Source organism: Bathymodiolus japonicus methanotrophic gill symbiont (assembly GCF_019721995.1).
Lineage (GTDB): Bacteria > Pseudomonadota > Gammaproteobacteria > Methylococcales > Methylomonadaceae > Methyloprofundus.
In genome coordinates this window covers 137,958-152,105 of the sequence record NZ_BLYC01000003.1, presented here as the reverse complement: position 1 = coordinate 152,105, position 14,148 = coordinate 137,958, and the positions used below count along the sequence as shown (strand labels likewise).

15 protein-coding genes and 1 pseudogene are annotated in these 14,148 nt (G+C 42.1%); 9 read left to right on the top strand and 7 right to left on the bottom strand.

Annotation, left to right across the window (positions count from 1 at the left end; translation table 11 throughout):
• Positions 1-42: 42 nt before the first annotated feature.
• Positions 43-282 (bottom strand): hypothetical protein, encoded by a 240-nt coding sequence (locus K6984_RS05810; RefSeq protein ID WP_221894836.1) that lies wholly within the window; start codon positions 280-282, stop codon positions 43-45.
• Between K6984_RS05810 and K6984_RS36015 the strand changes: the two genes are divergently transcribed.
• Positions 175-636, top strand: coding sequence for an endonuclease/exonuclease/phosphatase family protein (locus K6984_RS36015; protein ID WP_221894643.1), 462 nt, complete (start codon positions 175-177; stop codon positions 634-636). The two genes, K6984_RS05810 and K6984_RS36015, sit on opposite strands and share 108 nt — an antisense overlap.
• Here K6984_RS36015 and K6984_RS05800 read toward each other — a convergent pair.
• Positions 520-819 (bottom strand): hypothetical protein, encoded by a 300-nt coding sequence (locus K6984_RS05800; protein WP_221894642.1) that lies wholly within the window; start codon positions 817-819, stop codon positions 520-522. The genes K6984_RS36015 and K6984_RS05800 overlap by 117 nt on opposite strands.
• On the opposite strand from K6984_RS05800, the gene K6984_RS05795 reads away from it, so the two are divergent.
• The 7 genes and pseudogenes from K6984_RS05795 (at position 776) to K6984_RS05765 (ending at position 10,640) form a co-directional block, all read left to right on the top strand.
• Complete coding sequence (locus K6984_RS05795) at positions 776-1,111, top strand: hypothetical protein (protein WP_221894641.1); 336 nt, start codon at positions 776-778, stop codon at positions 1,109-1,111. The two genes, K6984_RS05800 and K6984_RS05795, sit on opposite strands and share 44 nt — an antisense overlap.
• A gap of 372 nt (positions 1,112-1,483) precedes the next feature.
• A pseudogene (locus K6984_RS05790) lies at positions 1,484-2,822 on the top strand (IS701 family transposase).
• Between the two features lie 1,034 nt (positions 2,823-3,856).
• Positions 3,857-4,645: an ABC transporter permease gene (locus tag K6984_RS05785; protein WP_221894640.1), complete on the top strand. Its 789-nt coding sequence runs from the start codon at positions 3,857-3,859 to the stop codon at positions 4,643-4,645.
• Entirely contained in the window at positions 4,642-5,859 is a 1,218-nt protein-coding gene (locus K6984_RS05780) for an ABC transporter ATP-binding protein (protein WP_221894639.1), read from the top strand. Before K6984_RS05785 ends, K6984_RS05780 begins: the two co-directional genes overlap by 4 nt.
• A complete protein-coding gene (locus K6984_RS05775) occupies positions 5,856-6,743 on the top strand; it encodes a lysophospholipid acyltransferase family protein (protein WP_221894638.1) in 888 nt (295 codons plus the stop codon). Before K6984_RS05780 ends, K6984_RS05775 begins: the two co-directional genes overlap by 4 nt.
• A gap of 373 nt (positions 6,744-7,116) precedes the next feature.
• The gene (locus K6984_RS05770; RefSeq protein WP_230987930.1) at positions 7,117-7,374 is read left to right on the top strand and encodes a DUF3144 domain-containing protein; all 258 of its coding nucleotides are present in this window, start codon (positions 7,117-7,119) and stop codon (positions 7,372-7,374) included.
• A gap of 461 nt (positions 7,375-7,835) precedes the next feature.
• Entirely contained in the window at positions 7,836-10,640 is a 2,805-nt protein-coding gene (locus K6984_RS05765) for a glycosyltransferase (protein ID WP_221894637.1), read from the top strand.
• On the opposite strand, the gene K6984_RS05760 is transcribed toward K6984_RS05765, so the two are convergent.
• Positions 10,574-10,798 carry a hypothetical protein gene (locus K6984_RS05760; protein WP_221894636.1) on the bottom strand — a complete coding sequence of 75 codons (225 nt, stop codon included), beginning with the start codon at positions 10,796-10,798 and terminating at the stop codon, positions 10,574-10,576. The two genes, K6984_RS05765 and K6984_RS05760, sit on opposite strands and share 67 nt — an antisense overlap.
• Positions 10,799-10,816: 18 nt before the next feature.
• Positions 10,817-11,098, bottom strand: a complete 282-nt coding sequence (locus K6984_RS05755) for a hypothetical protein (RefSeq protein WP_221894635.1) — start codon at positions 11,096-11,098, stop codon at positions 10,817-10,819.
• A gap of 439 nt (positions 11,099-11,537) precedes the next feature.
• Here K6984_RS05755 and K6984_RS05750 point away from each other — a divergent pair, with 439 nt between their 5' ends.
• Positions 11,538-11,756 carry a hypothetical protein gene (locus K6984_RS05750; protein WP_221894634.1) on the top strand — a complete coding sequence of 73 codons (219 nt, stop codon included), beginning with the start codon at positions 11,538-11,540 and terminating at the stop codon, positions 11,754-11,756.
• 233 nt (positions 11,757-11,989) lie between these two features.
• On the opposite strand, the gene K6984_RS05745 is transcribed toward K6984_RS05750, so the two are convergent.
• The 3 genes from K6984_RS05745 to gmk form a co-directional block, all read right to left on the bottom strand.
• Positions 11,990-12,457 (bottom strand): hypothetical protein, encoded by a 468-nt coding sequence (locus K6984_RS05745; RefSeq protein ID WP_221894633.1) that lies wholly within the window; start codon positions 12,455-12,457, stop codon positions 11,990-11,992.
• A gap of 486 nt (positions 12,458-12,943) precedes the next feature.
• On the bottom strand, positions 12,944-13,270 hold the full coding sequence (locus K6984_RS05740; protein WP_221894632.1) for a hypothetical protein: 327 nt from the start codon (positions 13,268-13,270) through the stop codon (positions 12,944-12,946).
• A gap of 251 nt (positions 13,271-13,521) precedes the next feature.
• On the bottom strand, positions 13,522-14,139 hold the full coding sequence (gene gmk, locus K6984_RS05735) for a guanylate kinase (protein WP_221894818.1): 618 nt from the start codon (positions 14,137-14,139) through the stop codon (positions 13,522-13,524).
• Positions 14,140-14,148: the final 9 nt, after the last annotated feature.

Here is a 14,148-nt window from a genome sequence, read left to right as displayed (position 1 = left end):
ACAAGTATACACAGCGCACCCGGTCATTCAGGAGTGCTTAAGTTAATTATCCTGAATGTCGCGCATGGCAGAAAGCAGGCAGCCAACCAGATCTTCGTTAGCAAAGAGCAAATTCAGCAGAACCTGTTGTAAATTGCTAATGCGATAGCTGAGCAAGATGGGGATATTGTTGCCTTGCAGGAAGCAGATGGACCTTCGCGCTGGGGCGGCAGCTTTGATCATGTAGAATTTATTGCCAAACATGCGAACTACCCCTGGTATTATCGGGCAGTGAATGCGCATAGCTGGCTATTCAACTATGGAACTGCAGTCTTATCCCGCTGGCCAGTTGCCGAAACGCTGGCATATAATTTTAAGCCTTCGCCGCCTACCGTTAATAAGGGGTTTCTATTAACGCGTATGACATGGCGACCGGATCCCTCTAAGGATAAAGAAATTGGTATTGATATTATTTCAGTGCACCTGGATTTTTCCCGGCAGAAAGTACGAGAAAAGCAGATAGCCGAGATGCGCGAACTGTTATCCAACAGGAATAATCCAGTGATTATATTGGGTGATTTTAATAGTGAATGGTTTGCGGACAGGTCGGTTATTAGGCGACTTGCTGACGCTGAAAATCATGGAACCGGAGCTTAGCGAAGTGGTGATTTTTAGTCCCTGATAGGCGACAGGGCAATTCGCTGATTCGACGTGTGCTAGCAGCACGCGAGAGGAGCAAGAATTGCATTCCGAATAGCCCTCCAGCCAGTGAGGTAGTAATGACGAAGCGGCTTTTGTGCGTAGTCGTTGCGGACGCAGGGCGTTCAGGGCATCTCCCATCCGCTGCGTAGGTGAACGAATTATGGCGACAGGAGTCCCGGAATTTCGTGAGGTAGCATGGCGCGCCTGGAACAGGGGGTTAAAGGTTTATCAACCCCAGGCTGATAATTTACCGACGTATAGCAATGGTGATAGTCGGCTAGACTGGATTTTAATTTCCAGTGAGCTGAAATTTGTTAGTTACAAAGTGTTGCCAGACAAACTCTCGGACCATCTTATGCTGGTTGCAGAAATACAATTAAGCCGTGAAGCGGGTTCGATTCACCAAATGGGTGTGGGAGAAAAAAGTTGATTAGACTAAATATTCAATAACTTATGCATATAGTCAGCGTTCAACTGATATTTCTAGGTTTATGCAAAGTCAGGACTTATTTTCCAGATGGAAAGGCGAGTATTTGTGTTTTTCTGAGTACCTGAAAAAAATTTTAAAAGTGCTATGCTTTGAATATGATTAAACTGAAGTTTCCTAGTTTTTAAAGCATAAGAATATCAGCTAATGCTTATTTTTCTGAAATATTAGATATTACTAATATTAATGGCATTCCGTTGACTAAGAGCCTTGAATTATTTTTAAAAACAATAGGTTAATCGTGAATGAGGCCTAGTTTTAGTGTATAATGAAAGTTTCTAACACGTTGATTATACAAACAAACCGGCCTCATTCATGTCCATTTTACGCGATATTTTACTCCCGCTTCAAGATCATTTTTCCAAAACCACTTTAGGCCGCGAACGAGCCTCTCTGTTTGTTTACACGATCCTGTCTATTATCGTTCCCTTTACGTCGTCGATGACATCTAATCTTTGGCGTTGCCTTGATACGTTGTTTGGGTTTGAGATCAAGAATAAGCGCTTTTACACTTTCATGGCTTCTTCAACTTTGCCGTGGGCTGGGCTGTGGAAAACTATCTGGGAGCTGATTCCGTCTCCTGAAACAGATGGGCGCATATTGGTTGCACTGGATGACTCCATTATCACTAAAGTAGGCAAAAATATCTTCGGCTGTGAAGCCATTTTTGACCACGCGGCCGAATCAAAGCAAATATCCATGGGCACAAAATATTGTATCGGTAGGGTTGCTGAAACAGGTCAAAGGTCGCTGGGCGTGCTTATTTTTAGATTTCCGATTTTATCTGCCCTTAAAAACAATTCAGGCAAAAAAAGAAACCGCCACGATAAGAGGTGATGTCGTTCCTTTCCAGACCAAGATGGCTCAGGCGGCTCAAATGCTGATTGCAATTGCAATTGCAGAACATTTTTCCACCGCTCCGATATTGACAGTCACTGATAGCTGGTTTGGCAACAATGACCTATGGAAGCCTGTTTACAAAGCTATCGGAAGCCGGTTTAATATTCTCTCTAGGTTAAGGTGCAATAATGTACTGTACGATCGTCCAGAAAAAAGAAAACCCAAGCAGAGGGGGCGGAATAAAAAATACGGGCAGCGTCTGGGGGCAGCCACAGACATGGCAAAAAAAGTACAACAAAAGGCCCGATCGTATACCGTGAATCTCTATGGAAAACAGCGTGAAGTCAGGGCTTATAGTCGCGTTGTCATGCTGAAAACATTGAAACGACCCGTTCAGGTTGTCTGGGTGTTTCGTCGCACACAGTGGATTGCTTTGTTTACGACCGATCTAAGTTTATCCGTCACACAGATTATTGAGTATTATGGTGCGCGATGGAAAATAGAATCCGGGTTCAAAGAGCTCAAGCAAGACATAGGGAGTCAGAAAAGTCAGTGTCGAAATGCGCAGGCAGTGACCAACCATTTGAACTTCTGTATGATGGCAACAACGCTGACGTGGATTTACGCGGATCGTTTAAAAACCGATCCGGAACGTCGGCACAAAGTGAAGGGGCGAGCCAGTTTCGCATTTTCAGATATCCGCCGCATCATTGCCGAAGCGGCTTTGGATCCGGATTTTGAAAGGGTTTGCCCCAAATACAGCAGCTCCCCTGTAAATTCGGTGGTAGCCGTTTTATTGCGAATGGTTGCTTGATGAATTTCTAAGAAACTTCAGTATTGTAAGTGCAATCGTCAGGATAATAGCAAATGCCCCTTCATTTCGGTTGGGTTCAGGCTTATTGGAAAAGAGTGCAGTTGTAGCCTTGTCTTTAGGGAAACTGAAGTTTCCCAATTATTGAGTAGCTGAAATACACAATGCTGGTGTATCGAGGTTTATTTTAGGTGGTTTTGCCATGTTTATAGCAAACCCCTACTTAATTCCCCTTAGGCAATAGCATTCGAAACGAATGAAAAGACTGTTTTTTTTCATATAGTTGTAGCATAGTTTCAATTTTACCATAAATAATTATTGGGAAACTTCAGTAGGGAAATTAAATTTCATTTATTTAAGAGGAGAAGTGGAAAGATTAATCATTGTGTAAATAGTTGCGTATTATCTTTCCAGGCTTTCATCAGTAGACAGTTATGGAAATTATAGGAAGAAGCTAAAAAATCATACCTTTTGAATGTGCTGTGTCTATACTTCGCACGGTCACGAGTGTGTATTTCTAGCGGCTGAGTTTTTGCCAATAGCTACGTTGCTGAAACCGTTACGTAGCCAGCTTTGCGCTAGTTTCAGCGCCTTGCTCTCGACAAAAATCAGCTCACTATATTTTCCGCATCCGTGACCACGCGAAGTATAGTTCGGCAAGCTTAGCTATTGCAGCATTGTATCCAGGATTTTATGATAAAATGTTCCAATCTAACATTTTTAGTTAATAATTTTCCCATAAGTTCTTGTATGAATCTTTGTTTTTAGTTCACTATTTGAAGTGGCTTGTATATTGCGATAATTATTCATCCATGAATGCGAGTGTAGCACCAGGGCGATGGGAACACACATCATCCAAAAACTGCTGGCCATTTTCTCCGTATTCTGCGTTGTAATAACTTTACGTAGTCTGCTATGCGCCTGTTACTACGCCTTGAATACGCACAAAATACTGCCTAATATTGGACAATTATCTATTTCCAGCTCCCCTAGTTGTAACAACAGGAGTTGTTATCAATTCAGTTTAGGATGCTTTCTTGACTAAAGTAAAAAAAATTTTTTCTCACACCCATGCTTTGCGCTTGTTAATCGGGCGAGAACTTTCCAGTCGTTATAAAGGCACGATGCTTGGAGCTGTCTGGTTGTTTTTACAGCCGCTGATGATGGTGGTGGTTTATTCATTTGTGTTTTCTGTGATTATGAAGGTAAGAATTCCAGGAATGGAAAATTCTTATCATTTTGCGTTGTTTCTGATGGCAGCGATGATGCCATTTTTTGCTTTCCAGGATGCTATTCTGGCAGCAAGTAATTCTTTGTTTGCTGGTAGCTCTTTATTACATAAATCTACTTTACCTGCGCTATTAATTCCTTTAGTGCCTATGCTTACCACGATCATCACTGAGTTTATTGCCTTGTTAATTATAGTATTTGCAACATTTCTATTGCTAAAGCAAGTGTCCTGGTTTTTGTTGTTACTCCCGGCTCTGATGTTTATTCGACTATGTTTAAGTATTGCTATTGGCTATATAGTGGCTACCTTATCGGTATTTATTCAGGACTTGCGCCAGGCCTTGGGTTTGTTGCTGACTATGTTGATGTTTTTAACGCCTATTCTGTATCCCGTGAGCATGATACCCGCTGAGTTTATACCGGTGAATAATTTTAATCCGCTGTATCATTTGCTGGATGCGTATCGAGCTGTGATTCTAAGAGCTGAGTTGCCTGATGTGGCTGTGCTTTATGTCGCTGGTTTTTCAGTCGTGCTTTTATTGCTAGGTGTTTATTTCTTCCAGAAAACCATAGAACGCGCCAAGGAATTTGTATGAGTGCGATTATCGCAAGGGATTTGGCGAAAGCGTATCGGCGTTATCACAAGCCCATCGATAGCTTAAAAGAGCTGATTTTCAGGCGCCAGTATCATGAGCAATTCTGGGCGCTGAAAGGCGCTAGCTTTACTTGTGAGCCAGGCGAGGTTTTAGGCATAGTCGGTGATAATGGTGCAGGTAAAAGTAGCTTATTAAAGTTATTAGCGGGTACTATGCAGCCTACGCAGGGTGAGTTGATTATTAATGGGCGCGTATCGGCAATCCTGGAACTAGGTTCGGGTTTTCACCCCGACTTTACCGGGCTGGAAAATATTCATCTGGGCTGTGCAATGCTGGGCTTAAGTGCTGAGAAAATTGCTGCTAAAGTAGATGCGATTATTGATTTTTCTGAATTAGCTGATTTTATTCACCAACCAGTTAAGACCTATTCTTCAGGTATGTTTGTACGCCTGGCTTTTTCTGTGGTGACTTCGGTTGATCCGGATATTCTGGTGGTTGATGAGGCTTTGTCTGTAGGCGATCAGCATTTTCAGAAAAAAAGCATGGATCGCATGATGTCCTTTAAGGAGCAGGGCAAGGCGTTGGTATTCTGTTCACACAATCTTTACCATGTGAAAGAATTGTGTCAGCGTGTTATCTGGCTGGATAAAGGTATCATACAGGCGCAAGGTGATAGTGGCGAGGTGATTGATCAGTATAATGATCATGTACGTATGCAAAATCGTGTGTCTGTTGCTAAACCTGTGCAAGCTGAAATGGTAGAAAAAGTCGATAAAAGTCAGTTAACAGCGTATTTAATCGAGGCGGTTTTACTAGGGGCTAAAAAGGCAGAGGATGGTTTTGTTATATACCAGACAGGCGATGCCTTTCGGGTTAAGGTTCTGGCACATAAACAGAGTAGTCTGACAATAGACGATGTACATATAGGTATTATCATTAAACGTAATGATGGTGTGCAATGTTTTGGAGTGAGCACCATATTAGATGACGTTTCTTTGTTTACCAGTGCAAATAAAAATGATCTAGGCGTGGTTTATGAAATCCCGGAATTAAGTCTGTTATCTGGGCTATATAGCCTGGAAGTCTGGCTGATTGATACGACAAGTGCGCATGTATATGACTCCATGCAAAGCTGCTGTGAATTCAAGGTAAGGCAGTCGGGCACTGAGGTCGGAGTGGCCTATCTTGAGCATCAGTGGAGTGCGCCGGTATGAATTTAGTATTTAAATATCACTATTATTTGCCATTGTTAGCGCGTTTTCCGCAGAATATGGCATACCGGTTAGCCAGTTTGTCGGGACGATTTTCACGCGCTGAACACGTTGCCGAGAAAGAATTTATTATTGGGCAAATGCACACGGTTTTTCCTGAAAAAAGTCAGGATGAATTGGCGGCCTGCGCAGATTATTTTTTTTCCATGGTTGAGCGTGAAGCCCTGGACACCTGGTTTTTTAGAACCTGTAAGACCCAAAAGCAAATAGGTCAATTTATTCAATTAGAGGATTTTCATCATGTGACTGATGCACGTCAATCAGGGCGGCGAGTTATTATCAGTAGTGGGCATTTTGGCCGTTTCTGGATGGCGGGTGTGGGCATGCAGGCACAAGGGGTATCGGTGGGAACCATTACCCGTGATGGAGGGGATACTAATGAACATGGCCTGCCTGAAGCTGAATATCAGTATCGGCTAAAAAAACTAGCCTGGTTGCAACAATGTTTTGGTGGCCCATTTCTGGTTGAAGGAGATTCTGTCCGGCCAATTTACCGTGCATTAAATGAGTATGTGATGGGCTTGTTTATTGATGTGCCTTATTCAGGTGATAAAAATGGTTGCATCAGTTTGCCGTTTTTAGGGAGTGAAACACGGTTTCCCTTGGGGCCGGCAAAACTAGCTAAAAAAGCTAAAGCCTTGATTGTCCCTTTTTATGTGTTTGAGTCACGAGCAGGACTAAGAGCAAAATTTTATCCTCCGCTTGATACTGAGAGTTTAAATGAGCAAGAAATAATGACTCAATTGGTGGGCATGCTGGAACAACAAATTCGAGCCTTTCCTGAGCAGTGGTGGCTGTGGCAGGCTTTGCCGTTAATGCGGCAATAAGCTGTTATGCTGATGAAGAGCTTTGAGAATACCAGCGGGCTGAAGACCCGCGCCCCGAGTGAAATTTATTCAGGGGTGCGGGTCTTTAGCCCGTATATGAATTAGTGGGTAGTCTCACATGAAAAGTGATTATTTATCTATATACTGAAGTTTCCCAATAATTATTTATGGTAAAATTGAAACTATGCTACAACTATATGAAAAAAATAGTCTTTTCATTCATTTCAAATGCTATTGCCTAAGGGGAATTAAGTAGGGGTTTTCTATAAACATGGCAAAACCACCTAAAATAAACCTCGATACACCAGCATTGTGTATTTCAGCTACTCAATAATTGGGAAACTTCAGTCTATATATTTAAAGAGTGTGAAATATGACCAAACCAGCAATGCGTGAATACAATTTGTTATCCAAGCGTTTTATTGCATTAGCCAATGAAATGGAAAATGAAGGTAAAAGCCAGCAAATGATTAATGCAGCTTTAATGTCTGCATCGGGCATTTATACGACTTATACTGCGGCAGGCAATGCTGGTGGCTTAAATCCCTCCGGAGTTGATCAGGTGGTTGCAGTGTATAAAGCCAATCTGGAAAATGTTCAGAAATTGAAACGGCAACAAGTAGCGAAGTAACGACTGTAGAGCGGACTTTAGTCCGCTACTGGACGCGATGTTAATATTACTCGATGTTCAAGTTTTTTAACTGATTGATTTTATTGATAATTTTACTGACAAAGAAAGCATCAACATCATTGTAAATCAATCACTTATAAAACAAAGCCGGAAAAATTTACTTTTCTTAGCCCAGTTATAGCTGAAAACTTGAACATCGAGTATTAGGGATATGGAATAAAATTCTCAATCATAAGAGGGAGAGGCATAGGATGTGCTGAGGAACGAAGCGCATCTTTCGGTGATTGATGCGCTTCCTATCGTCAGCACATCCTATGTTAATCCTCTTATAGAGGCAACTCTCATGAGTTAACACATTGGATAATTAATTTCCCTTAATACACCGGGTGCTGGGCTTAGCGGACAAAAGTCCGCTCTACAATTGAATACATCCAGAATATCGAAGTTTTTTAAAAATATCTATGAGCAAAAACAAATACCAATTTACCCTTGATACGACTGAGAAGAATGACTCCCATATGGGGCTGGTAACTCGAATCAAACCAAATCAGCGAGTTCTGGAATTAGGCTGCTCTAGTGGGTATTTATCAAAGTTTTTACAACAAGACCTGGCTTGTGAGGTTGTTGGTGTGGATATTGATAGCCATGCTTTACAGCAAGCTGCGCCTTTTTGTGTGCAAACCATTGTTGCTGATCTGGATACTGAGACCTGGTTAACTGAAATACAAGGGCAACAGTTTGATGTGGTTTTGTGCGCAGATGTTCTGGAGCATTTAAAAAATACAGCGGCAATGCTGGCGAGCTTAAAGCCCTTTTTACATGCCGATAGTTGTCTTTTAGCTTCAGTGCCTAATGTGGCTCATGCGTCTATACGCTTAGAGTTATTGCAGGGACATTTTGATTATGAGTCGCTAGGCTTGCTGGATGATACACACTTACATTTTTATACCCGTGATGGTTTGATCGCTATGCTTATGCAGGCAGGTTATGTCTGTTGTGATATTAGTTATAGTATTCAGGATCTGGCTGATGAGGCGATAGATCAGCATTTGAAGAATTCGGGTCTAAAATCATCTGATAAAGCACTTGAGTTATTCCATGCTCCTGATGCAGTCGCCTATCAGTTTATTATCGAGGCGCGTCCGGCACAATCTGAATTAGTACAGCATTTGCCTCAAGCGTTATCTCCTAAACCTTTAGTGAGTTCAGGGGTGTTTTATGGTGAAAAACAGGAAAAAATTGCTGGTTTAGAGCAGCAACTAGGTATCGAACGAGAGCATAATACGCATCACCAGAAACATGTTTTTCAGCTTGAAGAAAGGATAGTTTCGCTGGAGCAGCAATTAAATACTGACTTATCTTCTCAAGTTGCTCACTTACAAAAGGAAGTTGCCTATTTATCAGTTGATACTCAGCGACTGGAACAGGTCTTACAGCGAGTACATAACAAATTCAGTTACCGGATTGTGCGTGGCGTGAAAAACGCATCGAAAAGACTGATAGGTCTTTTTAGTAAGACAGAGAAATCTGATCAGCAACAGCCGGTGGTTTTTTTTGATTATGATGCCTGGCTAGTTGCGTACGGTGATTTGGATAAGCAGGAATTATCGGCTTTTAAGCAAGAGGCTAAAACCTGGCAATCTGCACCTAAAATTGCTGTATTAATGCCAGTTTATAATCCAGACAAAGCCTGCCTGGTGAATGCGATTGAGTCTGTTTTATCGCAGACTTATGGCAATTTCGAGCTATGTATTGCCGATGATGCATCAACTGAAAGCTATGTACATAAAGCATTACAGTCCTTTATGGAGAAAGATAACCGGGTTAAAGTGATCTTTCGTGAACAAAACGGGCATATTTCTGCCGCATCAAATAGCGCTTTGTCATTAGTCGAGGCAGATTATGTAGCATTGATGGATCATGATGATTTACTAACCCCGGATGCACTTTACTGGGTAGCAAAAACCATACAGCAGAATCCTGATGTGCAGCTGATTTATTCTGATGAAGATAAAATGGATTTACAGGGTAAGCGTTATGCACCATATTTTAAGCCGGACTGGAACCCTGAATTATTGTTATCGCATAATTATATTTGTCATTTAGGAGTTTATAAAACTGAACAGGTAAAGGCTCTAGGTGGTTTTGATTCGGCATTTGATGGTGCTCAGGATTATGATCTGGCGCTGCGTTATGCGGCAGAATTAAAAACTGGGCAGATTATACATATTCCACGTGTGCTTTATCACTGGCGCGCTGTTGCCGGTAGCACTGCAAATGGCGTACAGGAAAAACCTTATGCAGAAACCAGGATTGCAAGAGCCGTTGCAAGTGCCTTAGAGCGTAAGCAACGTCCTGCTAAAGTGTCTGCACATAAGCAGTTGCCTGGTGCGTTACGCGTACGCTATTGTTTACCTAAAGATTTACCCCTGGTCAGTATCGTGATACCGACACGCAATGGCTTTCATTTATTACATCGCTGTATAGAAAGTATTATTGCTAAAACGATCTATGCTAATTACGAATTTATTATTATAGATAATGGTAGTGATGATTTAGTAACCTTAAGATATTTACAGCGCTTGCAGGAAAATCCACGGGTAACCATTATTCATGATGATAGTCCGTTTAACTATGCCGCATTAAATAATAAGGCGGTGGCAGAGGCTAAGGGTGAAATCATTGCTTTATTGAATAATGATCTGGAAGTGATTAATGCAGACTGGCTAGATGAAATGGTCAGTCATGTTATCCATCCCGAAGTGGGTGCAGTAGGCGCTAAATTATATTACCCCGATGATACTATCCAGCATGCTGGTGTTATTGTCGGTTTAGGGGGCGTAGCCGGGCATTCGCATAAACATTCTCCGCGAGATAATCCAGGCTACTGTGGTCGGTTGTTATTAGCGCAGAATTTATCTGCAGTCACTGCAGCTTGTTTACTGGTCAGAAAAGAAGTATTTGATGCAGTAGGCGGCTTTGATGAACAGAACCTATCAGTGGCATTTAATGATGTAGACCTATGCTTACGTATTCAAGAAAAGGGTTTTCATAATGTATGGACACCGTATGCTGAAATGTATCATTATGAGTCGGCAAGCCGGGGCTATGAGGATACCCCCAAGAAACAGGCGCGTTTTAATAAAGAAGTAGCATATATGAAACAACGCTGGGGTGAGGGCTTGCTAATAGATCCGGCCTATAATCCAAATTTAACTCTGGACCGGGAAGACTTTTCTTTCGCCTGGCCACCACGTAAGGCGTAGGCAGGTGTTGAGGTACGAAACCCAGCCGCTGTCAGCCCCGGACGGGCTGATAGTCTCCAGAAGGCGCAGGGAAATTTGCCAATCCGAAGTGCGCGATAGCGCGCGAGGGAGGCTAAAATTTTATCCCGAATAGCCGTAGAGCCATTTGTGGTAGCCATGACTGAGCTGCTTTGTGCTCAGTCTGTGGCGGACGCAGGGCGGCTGGGGCATCTCCTATTCGCTGCGTAGGTGAACGAATTACGGCGACCGCTGAAAATCATGGAAACGGAGCTTAGCGAAGTGGTGATTTTTAGTCCCTGATAGGCGACAGGGCAATTCGCTGATTCGACGTGTGCTAGCAGCACGCGAGAGGAGCAAGAATTGCATTCCGAATAGCCGTCCAGCCAGTGAGGTAGTAATGACGAAGCGGCTTTTGTGCGTAGTCGTTGCGGACGCAGGGCGTTCAGGGCATCTCCCATCCGCTGCGTAGGTGAACGAATTATGGCGACAGGAGTCCCGGAATTTCGTGAGGTAGCATGGCGCGCCTGAGGAGTCCCGGAATTTCGTGAGGTAGCATGGCGCGCCTGAAATGCTCAGAATATTTTGAATATAAAATAATGTAGATAGGGCTTCTGCCCAGAGTTTGGTTTAGCGGACTGAAGTCCGCTCTACAACGGTTTTTTAAAAACCTTATTCAACAGGTCGGGTAAAAACATATCTACCTGCTGATGCCCTGTTTTTTCTAAGTTTAGACAAGCGTTGAATTTCATTTAAGATAATCAAGTTGTCTTCTGGCTTTCCGTATACTTTATTCAGCCTGAGCTGAAAGCCTAGAAACATGATCCTATTCAGGCGTGCCATGCTACCTCACGAAATTCCGGGACTCCTGTCGCCATAATTCGTTCACCTACGCAGCGGATGGGAGATGCCCTGAACGCCCTGCGTCCGCAACGACTACGCACAAAAGCCGCTTCGTCATTACTACCTCACTGGCTGGACGGCTATTCGGAATGCAATTCTTGCTCCTCTCGCGTGCTGCTAGCACACGTCGAATCAGCGAATTGCCCTGTCGCCTATCAGGGACTAAAAATCACCACTTCGCTAAGCTACGTTTCCATGATTTTCAGCGATCGTTGATATAGCGTTCTATGGCGGAAAGAGTTTTCCGTCTTAAGTTTCCTATGGCAGTAAGTGCATCGCCAGAAAGTGTGGTGTTAGCGGGATTAGGATCATAGCGTACAGAGAATGTTTGATAATGTTGCCAGGTTTGATAACTTAAATATCCGCCTAGCAGAGTTATAGGTAAACTGAGAACCCATGACCAGAGAAATAGACGCAGTAGTACTTTTTTAATTAATAGCATATTGCGCTTAATCTTTAGAGTTGGCAGAGCGAGAAATTTCTGCCTGATAAAACTGGTTTAACAATGAATGTTGTGGAAAGCGTTGAGTAGCCATCTCTAACCCCAGCAAACCCTCTGCGTAATCTTTGTCACTTTGTAATAAAGCTGCATAATAATAGGCCATTGCCGTGACATCACGGCCATCCAGTTGATACCACTCCTTTCCCCAGTCTACCCAGGATTTATCTGTATTTTGCTTATATGATTGTTGTACCAAGGCCAGTATTAGTTGCCGTTTCATCGGGTATAAACGGTCGCCTTTTTTGATTGCGCCCAAATCTTCACGCAGTAAATTTTGAATGGGCTTATTGTTTCCCTGTTGAAGAGCGATTAATGCTTGCTCAGCCATTATTTGATGCTGAGTAACATAACTCTGTTTATAAGTCTCACCAAAATTATTGATAGTTGCGGGATAAAAGAAAACCATGATTGCCAAAGCACAAAAAATTAGTGCGCTTAGCCCATCTTCGTCACTATTGATGATGTAGTTGTTATAAATCAATTGGTTGAAATTTTAAAAAGTAGCCAGTTGGCACTACAGATTTTGTGTTTTTGTATAAAACGTTGGATTTTTTAGAGTATTTTTGTCGCATGTAAATTACACTCAAATAATGATGATTTTTTTGACAAAAGTCAATGAATTTATCGACAAAAATAATATAAATGGCACTACAAAACTTTCAAAAAAAACACCATTGATTTTAAAGAGAATTTTTCGACAAAAAATCGCTTAAACCGATGAATCAATGGCTTAGAAAGATGAAAGTGACGAAGATGGGTTAGGGCCAACAGCATCATTAAAGTATTGTTCTGCTGGGTGAAGGTAAGAGTTTGATGGCAATGGGATGGAAAAACTTGAACATCGAGTATAAACATGGCAAAACCACCTAAAATAAACCTCGATACACCAGCATTGTGTATTTCAGCTACTCAATAATTGGGAAACTTCAGCTTCAGTAATGCCATAACGTTTTAAAATTAAGACCACACTCACCCGTAGCAACCAGTCCCAGGGTATACTTGCTTTACGAAACACCCAGGATAATGCGGCTACTTTGCAATCTCCAAGGCTTGCTCGCTCAAACTTAGCCCAGCAAACAGAGTTCATTAGCAGTATGCACGTTAAACAAGTGCCCAACCAAGCGGCTTGAATCCGTGTCAAAGCGGCTCCGGGTTTTAGCTGATTGAGCGCATCATTTAAATCGTCAATATAGCTTTGGATAAAGGTGGCTGAGGCATTCATTAACATGGGCTTACACCGATAAAATTACAACAACCTCAGAATACCTGATTTTACCTTCTCAATATCAAAAACTTGAACATCGAGTGTTATAAACTTTCGTTATACAGTAAAACTAGGCCTCATTCACGATTAACCTGTTGTTTTTAAAAGGAATTCAAGGCTTTTAGTCAACGGAATGCCATTAATATTAGTAATATCTAATATTTCAGAAAAATAAGCATTAGCTGATATTCTTATGCTTTAAAAACCAAGAAACTTCAGTAAGCTAATAAACCGACTAATAATGCTTTTAACTGATTTTGCTGTAGCGCTATGCCTAGACGTCTAGCAAGAATAATTGACTTGAGTTCTGTCAATGCGGTATTAAAGTCATCGTTAACAATAAGATAATCGTATTCCGCATAATGGCTTATTTCGGTTTTTGCTGCCTGCATGCGGCGGTCAATAATTTCGGGACTGTCCTGGCCTCTCTCTTGCAGGCGCTGGCGTAATACTTCAGTGGATGGTGGTAGAATAAAGATACTGATGGTGCCTTCAAGTAAGCGCCTGATTTGTGCGGCACCCTGCCAGTCTATCTCTAAAATTACATCTTTACCGCTGTTTAGGCTACGCTCGACTGAGCTTTGTGCTGTGCCGTAATAATTATCAAAAACCTGGGCGTATTCAAGAAAATCAGCTTGACTAATCATTTCTTTAAAGTTGCTCACTGAGGTAAAAAAATAATCAATACCTTCAGTTTCACCTGATCGCTGGGCGCGTGTAGTATGGGAAACTGAGACTACAACATTTTCCAGGTTGGGGACAAGTTTCTTGATTAAACTGGTTTTACCTGCACCCGATGGCGCTGAGATGATATAGAGCTTGCCTTTGTTCATGTTGCTACC